Source organism: Halomonas sp. (assembly GCF_052095695.1).
Classification (GTDB): domain Bacteria; phylum Pseudomonadota; class Gammaproteobacteria; order Pseudomonadales; family Halomonadaceae; genus Vreelandella.
On record NZ_JBQDLQ010000021.1, the window covers coordinates 31,407 to 46,324 of the forward strand.

The following is a 14,918-nucleotide window of genomic DNA, read 5'->3' on the forward strand; positions in this document are numbered from 1 at the left end:
GGGTAACTCCTGTAAACGTTAGCCATTCAGGCTATCAAGGATACGGCGATAGCTGGCGAAACGGGCCGGATGAATCTTGCCAGCCTCAACGGCTTCGAGTAGCGCGCAACCGGGCTCGGCGCGGTGACGACAGTCACGAAAGCGGCAATGGCCAATAAAGGCGTGAAACTCAATAAAGCCGTCGGTAACTTCCTGCTCGGTGAGGTGAATCAGGCCAAACTCGCGAATGCCCGGTGAGTCGATTAAATCACCGTCGGCCACTTCTTCACGGCTCATCGTATAAAGGCGCGCTGTCGTGGTGGTATGTGTGCCTTTGCGGGAGTCTTCCGAGAGCGCGCCAATGCGCAGGGTTTCATCTGGCAACAGCAGATCGATGAGCGATGATTTGCCTACACCACTCTGACCAACAAATACCGATGTGCGTCCCTCAAGCTGGCTGCGCAGCTCATTAAGCCCCGAGTCTGTGGCAGTGGTGGTGCGCACGACCGGATAGCCCAAAGCGCTGTAGCGCTCCAACAGTTTACCCAGTTCGCCGCCATTCTCGGGCAGTAAGTCCGTTTTGTTGAGGACCAAAACTGGCGCAATGCCGGTAGCTTCGGCAGCGACGAGATAGCGGTCGATTAAATTAGCGTGGGGCGCGGGTTCCACGGCAAACACAATCAGCAGTTGATCAATATTAGCCGCCACCGGTTTCAGCAGGCCTCGGGCATCGGGGCGCTTGAGTACGCTGTCACGTTCTTCTCGCGCCACCACAACGCCAGAGCCTTCTTGCCCGGCACACCAGATCACGCGATCACCGGTAACCAGACTGTCTAGGTTGGCGCGTAAGTGGCAGCGCACCGGTTCATTATCGCTATTGCGCACCTCTAGGGTACGCCCAAAGTGAGCAACGACTCGGCCCGGTTGTTCGGCACCGTATTCGCCAGCAGAGAGCTTTTCAGCGTCTTGCACGTCGCGCTTCTCAGCACGCTGGGCGCGTTCTGCCTGAACCTTGTCGACTCGCCACTGCTGCTGGCGACTTAATTTGCGTTTGCTCATGTCCACCTGATGCTGAGTACAATAACGGCCATTGTACCTAGCAAGTAGCCAAGCTGTCCTGCATGGGCTGCTTGGCAATGCGATTTAAGGCACTATTCTGATTTTAAACTGACTTTACGCCATAATTGCAGGCTGATAACGGCTATTTTGGCAAAGGGATGCACCCTATGAGTAATGATACGACTGAGGCCGCCGTGCCCCGCGATGATCTATTGATATGGATTGACCTGGAAATGACCGGTCTAGATCCTAACAAAGAGCGCATTATTGAAGTGGCTACGCTAATTACCGATGCGGATTTGAACGTGGTGGCAGAAGGGCCCGTCATGGCCGTAAAGCAGCCCGACAGCCTGCTCGCGAAAATGGATGATTGGAATCAGAAGACTCACGGTGAATCGGGTTTGGTTGCTCGGGTGAAAGCCAGTCAAGTGGCAACCGCCGACGCTGAACAGCAAACCTTGGCCTTTTTAAAACAGTACGCCGTGGTGGGGTCGTCACCGATGTGTGGCAATAGTATCCATCAGGACCGGCGTTTTTTAGAGCGTGAAATGCCTGAGCTGCTCAATTTTTTTCACTATCGCAATCTGGATGTATCGACGTTGAAAGAAGTGGCTAAACGCTGGAATCCAGGCGCCTTGGCGGGCTTTAGTAAGCGCAACGTGCACCTGGCAATGGACGATATTAAAGAGTCTATTGCTGAACTGACCCACTATCGCACGACCTTCTTACGCGTTGATCAGCGCCGCAACAAAAAAGAGTAGCCATCAGGCGATGGCAATAAGCTCGCCACGTTTGAGGCGCTGTTCCTCCAGTGCCCAGGCAACGTGCTCGCGCACGAGCTCACTGGGAAAACCACGCCGCGCCCATAATGCTGTCTCAACGGCGTCACTCCAGGGCGCGTTGCCTAAGCCAATGGCGACATTACGCAGCCAGCGCTCGTAGCCAATCCGCCGAATGGGGCTGCCCGCGGTCTTGTCCAGGAACTCTGCTTCGCCCCAGGCGAACAGGCTGATCAGCGTTGCGCGGTCTAAATCATGGCGCGGTGCGAAGTCATCTTCTTGGGTAATGCGAGTGAAGCGAGTAAAAGGGCAGACTAGCTGGCAGTCGTCACAGCCATAAATTCGGTTGCCCATGGCGCGGCGAAACTCCACCGGAATCGCGTCATGCAGCTCAATAGTGAGATATGAAATGCACTTGCGCGAGTCGACCACTTTGTCGTCAACGATGGCGCCGGTGGGGCAAGCACTGCGGCAACTGCTACAGCTGCCGCAGTGCTCATGCTCAAAGGGAGCGTCAATTGGCAGCGGTAGATCGGTATACAGTTCGCCAAGAAAGAACAGCGAGCCTGCTTTGGGGTTGAGCAGCATGGCATTTTTGCCAAACCAGCCCAGCCCTGCTTTTTGGGCCAAGGCGCGCTCCATAACCGGCGCTGAATCGACAAACGCGCGGTAGCCGAACGCGCCGACTTCCTGCTCAATTTTTTTTGCTAATAGGGCTAACCGTTTACGGATTAGCTTGTGATAATCACGCCCCAGCGCGTAACGCGATACGTAGGCTTTGCTGGGCTGGCCAAGCACCTTGGTGGTTTCTACCTCGGGGGGAAGATAATCCATTCGGACGCAGATAATGCGCTGTGTGCCGGGTTCTAGCTGTGCAGGTCGCGTGCGCTTAGTGCCGTGTTTGGCCATAAAGCCCATGTCGCCGTGATAGCCTTTTTCTAGCCACGCGTCGAGATGCGCCTCGTGGGCCGACAGTTCAGTATCGGTGATGCCAACTTGCTGAAAGCCGAGCTCCTGCCCCCAGGTCTTTATCAGACCGGCAAGGCGAGCAAGCTTTTCGTCAGTCAGTGCATCGCTAGGGCGTTCAATGGCAGTGGAATCCGGCATGGTTGATCTAATAAGTAGCTCATTAAATAAGTAGGTAAGCAATAAATAGTGAATCAAATAGATAGTGAGTTAAATAATATAGTCAGGTCGTCGTCAGTCTACGACAAGGGTTTAAGCGCGCTATGCTAACGCATTGGCAGCCACCAAAATACGTGAAAGGAGAGATCGTGACGGTCCCGAATACTTCCATGCTACGCCCTCTATATAAAGCCGCCCAGGTGAGCGAGCTTGACCGACGCACGATTGCCGGTGGTATCGATGGTTTTGCATTAATGCAGCGCGCTGCATCCAGTGCTTGGCACTGTTTCCGCTCACGCTGGCCCCAGGCGCGCAGTTTAACGGTGGTGTGTGGCCATGGTAATAACGGCGGCGATGGTCACGTGCTCGCGGCGCTGGCAATGCAGTCCGGCCTAAAAGTTCAGCGGATAACACTTAAGCCTCTTGATGAGCTGAGCGGTAGCGCGGCCCGTGCGGCAGAGCTGGCAACCTCGGCGGGTGTTGGCTGCGACGAGTGGCATGCGGGCATTGCGTTAACGGGCGAAGTGATTATTGATGCGCTGCTGGGGACCGGTTTGAATGGCGCAGTAGAAGGGCGTTTCAAGCGTGTCATAGAGATGATCAATGCCGCTGACCGGCCGGTACTGGCGATTGATATTCCCTCTGGGCTGGTGGCCGATACCGGTGCTATACCCGGTGTGGCGGTTAACGCTGCCTGCACGGTGACTTTTATCGGCGATAAAATCGGCTTACACACGGGCGATGCGCCGGCCTGCACCGGCGAGATCGATTTTCGCTCTCTGGGTGTTAAAGCCCAGGCGTCTTTTGATATTCCCCCCACCGCTTGGCGGCTGGATGAATCCCTGTTAGCGGGCGCTTTTACACCGCGGCTGCGCACTAGCCATAAAGGCACAATGGGTCACGTGCTGGTGATGGGGGGCGCGTCAGGGCTTGGCGGGGCGGCTTTATTGGCGTGTCAGGCGGCTGCGCGCATGGGGGCGGGGAAAGTAAGTTTGGCCACGGCACCCGAACATATCACTGCCAGCCTAGTGCGCTGCCCTGAGGTGATGGCGCATGGGGTGCGCGGTGGTGCTGAGGCCAGCGAGTTGCCCCACAATGCGGATGTTGTCGTTGTGGGGCCCGGGCTTGGGCAGGCGGCCTGGGGGCAGGCCGTGCTACAAAGTGCGTTGCAAGCGGATGCGCCGCTGGTCGTCGATGCCGACGCTTTGAATCTTTTGGCGCGCCAGTGGCCTGATGTTCAGCGGGATAACTGGATTTTGACGCCGCATCCCGGCGAAGCCGCAAGGCTGCTGGGATGTACAGTAGCCGATATCCAGGCTGATCGGCCCGCTGCGGTTCAAGCGCTGCAGCGAGCACGCGGCGGCGTGGTGATATTAAAAGGCGCAGGTAGCTTAATCGCCGGCCCTGCAGGGTTAGCCGTTTGCCCGTATGGCAATCCAGGCATGGCCAGCGGTGGAATGGGAGACGTGCTGAGCGGCATGCTGGGGGCGTTGATTGCCCAGCGCAGTGAGGTTGAGTTTAGCGCTTGGCTTGGCACGATGGTGCATGCGTTAGCCGCCGATCGTGCGGCTGATCAAGAAGGCGAGCGTGGCCTGCTGGCCAGCGATCTGGCATCCTATGCGCGAAAATTGATTAATCCTTGAAGGCAGCCTACATGCAGGTGCAATTAGACAATGAAGATGCCCAGGTCGCTTTTGGCGAAGCGCTAGGGCATGCTTTGCAAGGCCGCGGGCTGGTATATCTTGAAGGTGAGTTAGGCGCCGGTAAAACGACGCTATCACGCGGCATTTTGCGTGCTTATGGTTATCAAGGGGCCGTAAAAAGCCCTACCTATACGCTGGTAGAGCCTTACGAGATAGGGCCTCAGCGGGTGTATCATCTGGATTTGTATCGACTGTCTGACCCAGAGGAGCTTGAATTTATCGGTGGTCGCGATGTGCTGGCCGACGATGCCCTTAGTATTGTTGAGTGGCCCAGTCGTGGCGAGGGGTGGCTGCCTGCACCTGATCTGCGCTTAGCGTTAGAGGTAGCTGCTCACGGGCGTTTGGCCGCATTAACGGCGTGCAGTGATAAAGGTAGGCTTGTGCTGGCATTATTACAGAGTCAAGTGAGTGAAATAAGTCAGGTTCGTTCCGAGCAGCTGGAGAATGGTGTGATTCAATGGAAATGAAAGGCGCAGTAGCGCGCGCATGCCGCCTGCTGGCCACGGGGCTTTTTACCTTAGTGGCTGTCAATGTCCAGGCGGCCACCGTGGAGAGTATGCGTTTATGGGCGGCACCTGATCATGCGCGCCTAGTATTTGATTTGTCGGCTGCCACCAATGCCAATATCTTCTCGTTGGAAAATCCCGCGCGGTTAGTGATCGATTTAGATGATACGCAGATGGATACTGACCCCAGCACGCTGCCGCTTCATGACAGTGCGATCACGTCGGTGCGTTCAGGCCTGCGTGACGGTGGTGGCTTACGGGTAGTGCTTGAGCTTAATCGCGAGATAGAGCCGCGCCACTTCACTTTAACGCCAAACGATCAATACGGGCATCGTCTTGTTGTTGACCTTGAGTATCCCGGTGAGAGTGCCGTTGAAAATCCCATTGATCCGATTGAAGCAATGATTCGGGATCAGGAAATTCAATCTTCTCAGCGTGCGATCGCTCAGCAGCAGGTGCCGGGTGTCATATCGCCGCCTGTGCCAAGCTCGCCGACGGAGGTGCAGGAAGCCAGTCCGCATCCGCGTCGAGATATTATTATTGCCGTCGATCCGGGGCATGGCGGTGAAGACCCAGGCGCCCTTGGCCCTTCGGGTACCCGTGAAAAAGACGTCGTGCTTGAAATTGCTAGGCGTTTAGCCGCTGAGGTGAACGGCACTGAAGGATTTAAGGCGGTGCTGACACGCGACGGTGATTACTACATAGGCCTGCGTCAGCGTACGGCACTGGCCCGCGAGCAAAAAGCCGACTTCTTTGTTTCGGTGCATGCCGATGCCTTCACCAGCCCGCGCCCTCAGGGCAGCTCGGTGTATGCGCTTTCTCAGCGCGGGGCAACCTCAGAAACCGCGCAGTGGCTGGCTGATAGCGAAAATCGCTCTGATCTTATCGGTGGCGTCGATGGCAGTCTCTCGTTGCGTGATAAAGACCAAGTGCTGCGCGGCGTGCTGTTGGATTTGACCATGACGGCCACGTTGAACGATTCGTTGTCTATCGGAGGGCAGGTGCTAGAGCAGCTTGGCCGAGTCAATCAACTGCATAAAACGCGCGTCGAGCAGGCTGGGTTTATGGTGCTTAAATCGCCGGATATTCCGTCGCTATTGATAGAAGTTGGCTTTATATCCAACCCTGATGAAGAGCGTCGCTTACGCGACCCGGTGCATCAAGCGGGGCTGTCACGAGCTATTTTTGGCGGCTTGCGCGAGCATTTTGAGCGCTACCCGCCGCCTGCCAGTTTGCTTTCTTGGCAGCGTGATAACCAGCGCCGACCTTCAGGTGATGAGTACCGCATTCAGTCTGGCGATACGCTGTCGGCGATTGCCATACGCCACGGCGTGCCAGTGAGCCAGCTTCGCCAGGCCAATGACTTAAACGGTGACGTCATCCGCGTTGGCCAAGTATTGCAAATTCCCAGCTCATGAGGTGCCGTGTTGACTGATATGACCGCTAGCGCATCGCGCATTCATGTGCTCGACCCGCGCTTGGCCAACCAGATTGCGGCTGGCGAAGTCGTTGAGCGCCCTGCATCGGTAACCAAAGAGCTGATAGAAAATGCCATTGATGCCGGCAGCCAGCGTATCGATGTCGATATTGAGCAAGGCGGTACGCGGCTCATCAAGGTGCGTGACGATGGTGTCGGCATCGGTGAGCAGGATTTGCCGCTGGCCTTGGCGCGCCACGCGACCAGTAAAATCGGTAGCCTGGAAGACTTGGAAGGCGTTAGCTCGTTAGGTTTTCGGGGTGAGGCGTTGGCGTCTATCAGCTCGGTTTCACGCTTAGAGCTGATCTCTAACGCTAAGGATGACCCTCGCCATGGCTGGCGAGTGGTGGCAGAGGGACGTGGGATGGAGGCTAGAGTTACTCCAGCGCCGCATCCCCGTGGCACGAGTGTTGGCGTGCGTGATTTGTTTTTTAACACGCCGGCCAGGCGTAAATTCTTGCGTACCGAAAAGACCGAATTTGCTCACGTAGAAGAAGCGTTTCGCCGACAGGCGCTGTCGCGTTATGACATCACGTGGGTGCTACGGCATAACCAGAAAGTCATCCATCAGCTGCCTTCCGGGCACTCAGTCGCAGCCCGGGAGCGTCGAATTGCTTCGCTGCTTGGTAAGAATTTTATTGAGCATGCTCGCTATATTGAACGCGAGGCGGGCGGCCTGCGGTTAAGTGGCTGGGTGGGGCTGCCTACTCACTCGCGCTCGCAGGCCGATCAGCAGTATTTTTTTGTGAATGGGCGCGTGGTCCGTGATCGGCTAGTCGCCCACGCGGTGCGCCAAGCTTACCGTGACGTGCTGTTTAATGGCCGTCATCCGGTGTTTGTGCTCTATCTTGAGCTGGATCCTGACGTTGTCGATGTCAACGTTCATCCGACCAAGCATGAAGTGCGTTTTCGCGATGGCCGCATGGTGCATGATTTTCTGTATTCGAGCCTGCACCATTGCCTGGCGTCTTCTAAGCCTGCAGTTGATCATGATGCCGGCGGCGATGAGGCGAATGAGAGCGATGGCGGTCATCAGCAAGAGGGCGCAGCAGAAAGCGCCGAGCAGCCACGCTGGCAGCAGCAGGGGATTGCGCTTACTGATTCGCCGGATCGTCATCCGGGCGCTGAGCGTGTGCGCCGCTTCATGCAGGGCTATCAGGCACTTCACCCCAATCATGAAGAAACGCTGTTGACCCCGCAGCCAGGCGGCTCGACTGATTTAAGCGCTAGCGCAATGGGCGGCAGTCATGGCGCTAGCGAAGCGCGCGAAGCGCCGCTGGCAATGCCGGCGGATGACCCGACAGCGCCGCCACCACTTGGGTTTGCGCTAGGTCAGCTGCACGGTATTTATATTTTGGCGCAGAATGCGCAGGGGCTCGTGCTGGTGGATATGCACGCTGCCCATGAACGCATTGTTTACGAGCGCATGAAAACACAGCTGGCAGCCGCGAAAGGTTTAGATGCTCAGCCGCTGTTGGTACCTGTTTCTATTGCTGCCAGCGGGGCGGAGGTGGCGACGGCCGAGAGCGAGCAGATAGCGATTGCCAAGCTGGGTATTGAACTTGATATTGCCGGGCCAGAGACGCTGCTGGTTCGTCAGATGCCAGCGCTACTGGCGCAGGCTGATCCAGAAGCGCTGGTGCGCCAGATGCTTGAGGAGCTCGCCCGCTATGGCCGTACTCACCAGGTTGAGGCACGGCTGCATGAGTTGCTTTCCACCATGGCCTGCCACGGTAGTGTGCGCGCCAATCGGCGGCTTACTCTTGATGAAATGAATGGATTGCTGCGCGATATGGAGCGCACCGAGCGCAGCGACCAGTGTAACCACGGTCGCCCTACCTGGACGCAAATGGGTTTAAAGGCGCTCGATCGCTTGTTCTTACGCGGGCAGTAGTCACTAATCGCTGGGTCAGTAAAGGCTTGTTCAATAGGCGCTAAGACGCCTTTTTTTAATCGGGAGTTTCAACTGCGCATGGCTGATACGCGCCCCTGGGCGATTTTTTTGATGGGCCCTACGGCTGCGGGTAAAACCGATACCGCGATGGCGTTACATGAGCGCTTAGGGCACGAGCTGATTAGCGTTGATTCAGCCATGGTTTACCGGGGCATGGATGTTGGTAGCGCAAAGCCGAGTGCTGCAGAACTTGCCCGTGCGCCCCATCGCTTGATTGATATTCGTGACCCCACGGAGCCTTATTCGGCCGGTGATTTTCGGGAAGATGCGCTGTCACACATGCGACAAATTAGCGCGGCTGGCAAGGTGCCTCTGCTGGTGGGCGGCACCATGCTGTATTTCAAACGATTGATGGAGGGCGTTGCCAATCTTCCCTCAGCGGATTTGTTGATCCGTCAGCAGCTTGAGGATCAATGCCAGGGTGAGGGGCTTTTGGCGCTCCATAAACGCTTGTCACAGGTTGATGCGTTGTCCGCTGAGCGCATTCACCCTAATGATCCTCAGCGGATCATGCGTGCGCTGGAGGTTTATTACGCCAGCGGTCGGCCGATGAGTGAGCTTTGGGCAGAGCAGCAGCCGGAAACCTTTCCGTGGCGGGTGCTGTCGATAGCACTAGCGCCTAACGATCGCAGCTTCTTGCACAGGCGAATCGAGCAGCGCTTCGAACAAATGTTGGGTGAAGGCTTGATAAATGAAGTCGCCGCCCTCAAAAAGCGTAATGACTTACATTCAGGCCTGCCTGCAATGAAAAGCGTTGGCTATCGCCAAGTCTGGGAATATCTGGACGGCGAGTACGATTATGCCACTCTCGTTGAGCGAGGCGTCATAGCAACGCGCCAGCTTGCCAAGCGTCAATTGACGTGGTTAAGAAGCTGGCCAGAGTTAACGTGGATAGATTCACAGCGTGATGATGTGATGGATAAGGTGCTGAAAATCGTGCGTGAAAGCAGTGCTTAGCGTAAGATGGTGATCTAGTGAATGTGTGTTTTCGAGCGGCCAGTTGGCTTGGCCTTTCGGGCAACAAGATTGCGGCGTAGCACCAGTAGGGCGCGCCATTGATAATTAACCCCAACGATAGTTTTAGGGAGAGCAACATGTCCAAAGGGCAGTCCCTTCAAGATCCTTACTTGAACATTTTGCGCAAGGAGCGCATTCCGGTCTCAATCTTTTTGGTCAACGGCATTAAGCTGCAGGGCCAGATTGAATCGTTTGACCAGTTTGTTATCTTATTGCGTAATACCGTCAGCCAGATGGTTTATAAACACGCTATTTCCACGGTTGTGCCTTCTCGCAATGTACGTTTGCCTGCGCAAGATCCGGCAGAGCAGGATGCAGAGATTTAACACCGCTGGATAAGCAAGAGAGTCCACGAGGTATTGATTGTTTTTCGAACGCCCAGACGCCGGTGAAACGGCAGTTCTTGTTCATGTTGATTTCCATGATGAACAAAAACGTGAAGACCCGGGTGAGTTTTTAGAGCTCGTGCGCTCTGCTGGTGCAGAGCCTGCGACTCTACTCACTGCTAGCCGACATCGTCCAGATTCACGTACGTTTATTGGATCCGGTAAGTTGGAAGAGTTGCGGGCATTGCTTGCGGCTCATGAAGCAGAACTGGTTATCTTCAACCATAGCTTAAGCCCCTCTCAAGAGCGCAATGTTGAGCAAGAGCTCAAATGCCGGGTGTTAGACCGTACCGGTCTTATTCTGGATATCTTTGCGCAGCGGGCACGAACTCATGAAGGTAAGCTGCAGGTAGAGCTTGCCCAGCTTGAATATATGTCCACTCGTTTAGTGCGAGGCTGGACGCACCTAGAGCGCCAAAAAGGTGGTATTGGCCTGCGTGGCCCGGGCGAAACACAGCTTGAAACTGACCGGCGCCTTTTGCGTGGTCGGATTAAATCGATTCATAAGCGGCTTGATAAGGTGCGTAGTCAGCGCGATCAGAATCGCCGCGCCCGTGCTCGCGCTGAAATCCACAGCGTCTCGTTAGTGGGTTATACCAACGCTGGTAAGTCAACGCTGTTTAACGCGTTAACCAATGCCGATGTATATGCCGCGGATCAGCTGTTTGCAACGCTGGATCCGACGCTACGGCGTCTTGAGATTGCAGACGTTGGCCCTGTGGTTATGGCGGATACCGTTGGTTTTATTCGCCATTTGCCACATAAGCTGGTTGAGGCGTTTCAGGCAACGCTGCAGGAGGCGTCTGAAGCGTCACTGCTGGTGCATGTCATTGACGCTGCCGACCCTGACCGCGAGCTCAACGTGGAGCAGGTAGAGTTAGTGCTAAAAGAGATCGGTGCTGATGATGTGCCGGTGCTCAAGGTTATGAACAAAATTGATAGGCTGGACAGCGCGCCGCGTATAGAGCGTGATGGCCAGGGCGTGCCGGAAGTCGTCTGGCTCTCGGCGCAGGAAGGGCAAGGCCTTGATTTGCTGCATGAGGCGCTCAGCGAGCGATTGGCAAACGATGTCATTGGCTTTTCGCTGACACTCAGTCCTGAGCAAGGTAAGCTGCGTGCAGGGTTGCATGAGCTTAATGCCGTTCGCATAGAGTCCTTTGACGAACAGGGTCACTCTGTATTGGGTGTGCGTCTACCTCGGCGTGATTTTAATCAGCTGATGGCGCAATTGGGGGAGCGCGTTAATACGTATCTACCTAAAGCACTACGTGAAACTGATGAGTGGTAGTCTTGCTATTAAGATGTTCAGTGCACTGCCGATTTTCTGTTTCGCATAAGAGTGAGACAAGATTTATATAGCAATAATATCAAAACGCGACGGCTTCTCTTACCGATGGAGTCACGTCCGTTAGTGAATTTCTTAGTGGAGACGATGTATGGCCTGGAATGAGCCTGGTGGTGGGGACAAGCACGACCCGTGGAGCGGCGGCCGACGAGGTGGAAGCGACGGCGACAGAGGCCAAGATGGCAACAACGGCGGCAATAACGGTGGTGGCAACAACAATGGTAATAAAGGGGGCAATAACCAAGGCCCGCCTGACCTTGATGAGGCCTTGAAGAAATTCCAGGAAAAACTGAGCGGCATCTTTGGCGGTGGCAAGAAGAGCGGCGGTAAAAAAAGTGATGGGGGCGGTGGCGGTAAAAACCGTAATCCTCTTGCTTTACCCGGCCTACTGATTGTCGTTGCGCTGGCTATTTGGGCTGCCATGGGGTTCTACCTCGTTGACCAATCTGAGCGCGGCGTTGTGCTGCGCTTCGGTGAATTTCAAGGGGTTGTCGACCCAGGCCTTCAATGGAACCCACCGCTGATAGACGAAGTGCGTATGGTTAACGTGACGCGGGTGCGCTCACTGACGCAAATGCAGTCGATGCTGACGCGCGATGAAAACATTGTAGAAGTGGAAATTTCGGCGCAGTACCAAGTCGCTAATCCTCGCGATTTTGTACTTAACGTTCGTGATCCCGCCATTTCGATTGAGAACGCGCTGGACTCTGCGCTGCGTCACGTGGTCGGCGGTACCGATATGATCGATATTCTTACTTCTGGGCGTGAGATTTTGGGCAGCTCTGTCACTAGTCGTCTGCAGTCTTACCTCGACAACTATGGTGCCGGTATTCGTCTGCAAACCATTAACATTGAGTCTACCTCTGCGCCTGAGCCCGTTATCGATGCCTTTGATGACGTTATCCGCGCTCGTGAAGATCGTCAGCGTACGATCAACGAAGGGATGGCTTATGCGAACGCTATCATTCCTGCGGCTCAAGGTCAGGCGCAGCGGGTGGTAGAGCAGGGCCAAGGTTATCGCGAATCGGTTGTTGCCGAGGCGCAAGGTCAGGCCAACCGATTTAACTCGCTGTTGACCGAGTACCGTAATGCACCTGAGACCATGCGTGAGCGTATGTACTTAGACACGATCGAAGGCGTGTTCAGCAGCACGCCGAAAGTGCTCTTGGACGTTAGCGAGAACGCGCCTTTAATGTATCTCCCACTAGATCAAATGCGTGGCGGTGGTAATCGAACCGGCTCATCGTCTAATAGCAATAGTAGCAGCCAAGAGCAGTTAGATCCTGACGTGATTGAGCGTTTACGCAGCACTCAGAGCAGCTCTTCGGGCAATAGCAATAGTAGCTCCATCCGCAGGGAGGGCCGGTAAATGATTAATAATCGATCCTTACTAGTGGTTGGTGTTTTAGCCGCAGTCGCATGGCTTGCGAGCAACACCTTATACGTCGTTGACGAAACCGAACGCGCTGTTAAATTGCGTTTTGGTGAGGTCATTGAAGAAAATATTCAGCCTGGTTTGCACGCAAAAGTGCCCATTGCCCAGACGATCCGTAAGTTTGATACTCGCTTACTGACATTGGACACCGATACCAGTCGCTATCTGACGCTTGAGCAGAAAGCGGTCATCGTAGATTCCTATGTGAAATGGCAGGTCATTAATCCCACCCGCTACTACGAAGCAACGGCTGGCGATGAATTGATGGCCGTTCGCTTGATTCAGCCGCGCGTTGATGAAAGCCTGCGTAACGAGTTTGGCCGTCTTAATCTTCAAGAGATTATCGCTGAACGCCGTGATGACCTGATGGTTGGGCCAACCGCTGAGCTTGATGAGCTGATGCGTGAAGAGCTGGGCGTGGCCATTCGGGATATTCGTATTAAGCGAATTGACTTGCCTGAAGACGTTTCCGCTGCTGTTTTTGAGCGTATGCGTTCTGAGCGTGAGCGTGAAGCTCGCGAATGGCGTGCCCAGGGTCAAGAAGAGGCCGAGCGTATTCGCGCTAACGCGGACCGTCGTCGTCAGGTCTTGCTTGCCCAGGCTAACGAACGTTCTGAAACGTTACGTGGTGAGGGTGATGCGCAGGCCGCTGCGATCTTCTCCGAAGCCTATGGCCAAGATCAGGAGTTCTTTTCTTTCTGGCGCAGTCTGAATGCTTATCGTGAAAGCTTCACCGGCGATGGCAACTTGATGGTCTTAGAACCTAATAGCGATTTCTTCCGCTATTTACGCAGCGCTGAACCAGAAAGTGGTGAAGACAGCGGCCAATAATTTGCCGCTGGTCGTGGTGCTCCTCGTCTTGGATGGTTGATGTCCAGGCGGGGTTCACCTAGCCAATAAACGTGATAGAATTTGTTAACCGGGCGTCGCCCGGTTTTTTTGTGGCCCTCATTTAATGCGAGCGGCATTAACGGTTTTGAGCCGTTACTGCTTGAATTTGTTGGGCCTTCATCGTCTGTAGGATTGTTTACATGACCATCGCTGACCGCTGGCTACTGCCCGACGGCATGGATGAGGTGCTTCCGCCTCAGGCAAGCCGTATGGAAGAACTGCGCCGTGCGCTGCTGGATCTTTACCATTGCTGGGGCTATGACCAAGTAATGCCGCCACCGGTAGAGTTTTTAGACTCTTTGCTCACCGGTACCGGTACGGACCTAGATCTACAGACCTTTAAGCTGACCGATCAGCTAACGGGCCGTATGATGGGAGTGTCGGCGGACGTTACGCCGCAAGTCGCGCGTATGGATGCCCATTCATTAAGGCGCCAGGGCCCGGTGCGGCTGTGCTACTGCACTAATGTGCTGCGTGCCAAGGCCGATCAGCATCAGGGCGGACGAAGCCCCGTGCAGGTAGGCGCAGAGCTTTTTGGTCATGCGGGGCTCGATGCCGACAGTGAAATTATTTATCTCGCCTTGGCCAGTCTAAAGGCTGCTGGCGCAGAAGAAATTCATCTAGCGCTGGGGCATATCGGTATTTATCGTAGCCTTGTTGAGGCGGCGGCACTGAGTAATGAGCAAGAGAGAGCATTATTTGAAGCCCTGGCGCTAAAATCTCCCAGTCAACTGGCCGAGGTTGTGCAGGCGAGCGTCTCAGAGCCGGCACTGGCAGAGATGCTGCTGGCACTTGGCGAGCTACACGGCGGGGCAGATGTATTAAGCCAGGCGCGCGATCGCTTTGCGGGCGCGCCTGCCACGGTAACGGCGGCATTGGATCAGCTGGATGCTCTTTATCAAGGGGTGCTCGCACGCTTTGACGTGTCGCTGTACTTTGATCTGGCTGAGCTGCGCGGCTATCAATACCATACGGGTATGATGTTTGCCGCCTACGTGCCTGGCTATGGGCATGCGCTCGCCAAAGGCGGACGCTATGACGATACTGGTCGAGCCTTTGGCCGTGCGCGCCCGGCCACGGGTTTCTCTATGGATCTGAAGCAGCTAGCCTCGCTAGCGTTAGCATCGCCTAGTCGCGGTAGCATTTGGGCGCCTGCTAGTCAGGATGAGTCGCTCAGCGCTGCCATTGTCGCGCTGCGTGAGCAGGGCGAACGCGTGATTCAAGCGCTGCCTGGGCAGCGTACTGGGCCGGCGGAGCACGAC

13 protein-coding genes are annotated in these 14,918 nt (G+C 55.4%); 11 read left to right on the forward strand and 2 right to left on the reverse strand.

Features of this window, described 5'->3' with window-relative positions; genetic code table 11:
• Positions 1-18: 18 nt before the first annotated feature.
• Positions 19-1,038 carry a small ribosomal subunit biogenesis GTPase RsgA gene (rsgA, locus tag ACTH5D_RS06275; protein ID WP_441669349.1) on the reverse strand — a complete coding sequence of 340 codons (1,020 nt, stop codon included), beginning with the start codon at positions 1,036-1,038 and terminating at the stop codon, positions 19-21.
• A gap of 167 nt (positions 1,039-1,205) precedes the next feature.
• Between rsgA and orn the strand changes: the two genes are divergently transcribed.
• Complete coding sequence (orn, locus tag ACTH5D_RS06280) at positions 1,206-1,799, forward strand: oligoribonuclease (RefSeq protein ID WP_441669351.1); 594 nt, start codon at positions 1,206-1,208, stop codon at positions 1,797-1,799.
• 3 nt (positions 1,800-1,802) lie between these two features.
• Here orn and queG read toward each other — a convergent pair whose 3' ends face one another.
• Positions 1,803-2,924 carry a tRNA epoxyqueuosine(34) reductase QueG gene (gene queG, locus ACTH5D_RS06285; RefSeq protein WP_441669353.1) on the reverse strand — a complete coding sequence of 374 codons (1,122 nt, stop codon included), beginning with the start codon at positions 2,922-2,924 and terminating at the stop codon, positions 1,803-1,805.
• 188 nt (positions 2,925-3,112) lie between these two features.
• Here queG and ACTH5D_RS06290 point away from each other — a divergent pair, with 188 nt between their 5' ends.
• The 10 genes from ACTH5D_RS06290 to ACTH5D_RS06335 form a co-directional block, all read left to right on the forward strand.
• Positions 3,113-4,585, forward strand: coding sequence for an NAD(P)H-hydrate dehydratase (locus tag ACTH5D_RS06290; RefSeq protein WP_441669370.1), 1,473 nt, complete (start codon positions 3,113-3,115; stop codon positions 4,583-4,585).
• 11 nt (positions 4,586-4,596) lie between these two features.
• Positions 4,597-5,112 (forward strand): tRNA (adenosine(37)-N6)-threonylcarbamoyltransferase complex ATPase subunit type 1 TsaE, encoded by a 516-nt coding sequence (tsaE, locus tag ACTH5D_RS06295; protein WP_441669355.1) that lies wholly within the window; start codon positions 4,597-4,599, stop codon positions 5,110-5,112.
• Positions 5,103-6,569, forward strand: a complete 1,467-nt coding sequence (locus tag ACTH5D_RS06300) for an N-acetylmuramoyl-L-alanine amidase (RefSeq protein WP_441669357.1) — start codon at positions 5,103-5,105, stop codon at positions 6,567-6,569. The genes tsaE and ACTH5D_RS06300 overlap by 10 nt, the downstream gene beginning before the upstream one ends.
• A gap of 18 nt (positions 6,570-6,587) precedes the next feature.
• Positions 6,588-8,522 (forward strand): DNA mismatch repair endonuclease MutL, encoded by a 1,935-nt coding sequence (mutL, locus tag ACTH5D_RS06305; RefSeq protein ID WP_441669372.1) that lies wholly within the window; start codon positions 6,588-6,590, stop codon positions 8,520-8,522.
• Between the two features lie 78 nt (positions 8,523-8,600).
• A complete protein-coding gene (gene miaA / locus ACTH5D_RS06310) occupies positions 8,601-9,539 on the forward strand; it encodes a tRNA (adenosine(37)-N6)-dimethylallyltransferase MiaA (protein ID WP_441669359.1) in 939 nt (312 codons plus the stop codon).
• 137 nt (positions 9,540-9,676) lie between these two features.
• Complete coding sequence (gene hfq / locus ACTH5D_RS06315; RefSeq protein WP_007114649.1) at positions 9,677-9,925, forward strand: RNA chaperone Hfq; 249 nt, start codon at positions 9,677-9,679, stop codon at positions 9,923-9,925.
• 37 nt (positions 9,926-9,962) lie between these two features.
• Positions 9,963-11,273 (forward strand): ribosome rescue GTPase HflX, encoded by a 1,311-nt coding sequence (gene hflX, locus ACTH5D_RS06320; protein ID WP_441669362.1) that lies wholly within the window; start codon positions 9,963-9,965, stop codon positions 11,271-11,273.
• A 148-nt stretch (positions 11,274-11,421) separates the two neighbouring features.
• Positions 11,422-12,699 carry an FtsH protease activity modulator HflK gene (gene hflK, locus ACTH5D_RS06325; RefSeq protein WP_441669364.1) on the forward strand — a complete coding sequence of 426 codons (1,278 nt, stop codon included), beginning with the start codon at positions 11,422-11,424 and terminating at the stop codon, positions 12,697-12,699.
• Positions 12,700-13,596: a protease modulator HflC gene (hflC, locus tag ACTH5D_RS06330; RefSeq protein ID WP_441669366.1), complete on the forward strand. Its 897-nt coding sequence runs from the start codon at positions 12,700-12,702 to the stop codon at positions 13,594-13,596. It abuts the gene before it with no gap.
• A gap of 200 nt (positions 13,597-13,796) precedes the next feature.
• Positions 13,797-14,918 (forward strand): ATP phosphoribosyltransferase regulatory subunit (locus tag ACTH5D_RS06335; protein ID WP_441669368.1); only part of this gene is annotated, 1,122 nt, incomplete at its 3' end.

Excerpts from the sequence above, each read along its gene's own strand:
- ACTH5D_RS06290 (WP_441669370.1), top strand. The coding sequence starts at position 3,113 with ATGCTACGCCCTCTATATAAAGCCGCCCAGGTGAGCGAGCTTGACCGA.
- mutL (WP_441669372.1), top strand. The coding sequence starts at position 6,588 with ATGACCGCTAGCGCATCGCGCATTCATGTGCTCGACCCGCGCTTGGCC.
- hflC (WP_441669366.1), top strand. The coding sequence starts at position 12,700 with ATGATTAATAATCGATCCTTACTAGTGGTTGGTGTTTTAGCCGCAGTC.
- tsaE (WP_441669355.1), top strand. The coding sequence starts at position 4,597 with ATGCAGGTGCAATTAGACAATGAAGATGCCCAGGTCGCTTTTGGCGAA.
- miaA (WP_441669359.1), top strand. The coding sequence starts at position 8,601 with ATGGCTGATACGCGCCCCTGGGCGATTTTTTTGATGGGCCCTACGGCT.
- rsgA (WP_441669349.1), bottom strand. The coding sequence starts at position 1,038 with ATGAGCAAACGCAAATTAAGTCGCCAGCAGCAGTGGCGAGTCGACAAG.
- hfq (WP_007114649.1), top strand. The coding sequence starts at position 9,677 with ATGTCCAAAGGGCAGTCCCTTCAAGATCCTTACTTGAACATTTTGCGC.
- hflK (WP_441669364.1), top strand. The coding sequence starts at position 11,422 with ATGGCCTGGAATGAGCCTGGTGGTGGGGACAAGCACGACCCGTGGAGC.
- queG (WP_441669353.1), bottom strand. The coding sequence starts at position 2,924 with ATGCCGGATTCCACTGCCATTGAACGCCCTAGCGATGCACTGACTGAC.
- ACTH5D_RS06300 (WP_441669357.1), top strand. The coding sequence starts at position 5,103 with ATGGAAATGAAAGGCGCAGTAGCGCGCGCATGCCGCCTGCTGGCCACG.
- orn (WP_441669351.1), top strand. The coding sequence starts at position 1,206 with ATGAGTAATGATACGACTGAGGCCGCCGTGCCCCGCGATGATCTATTG.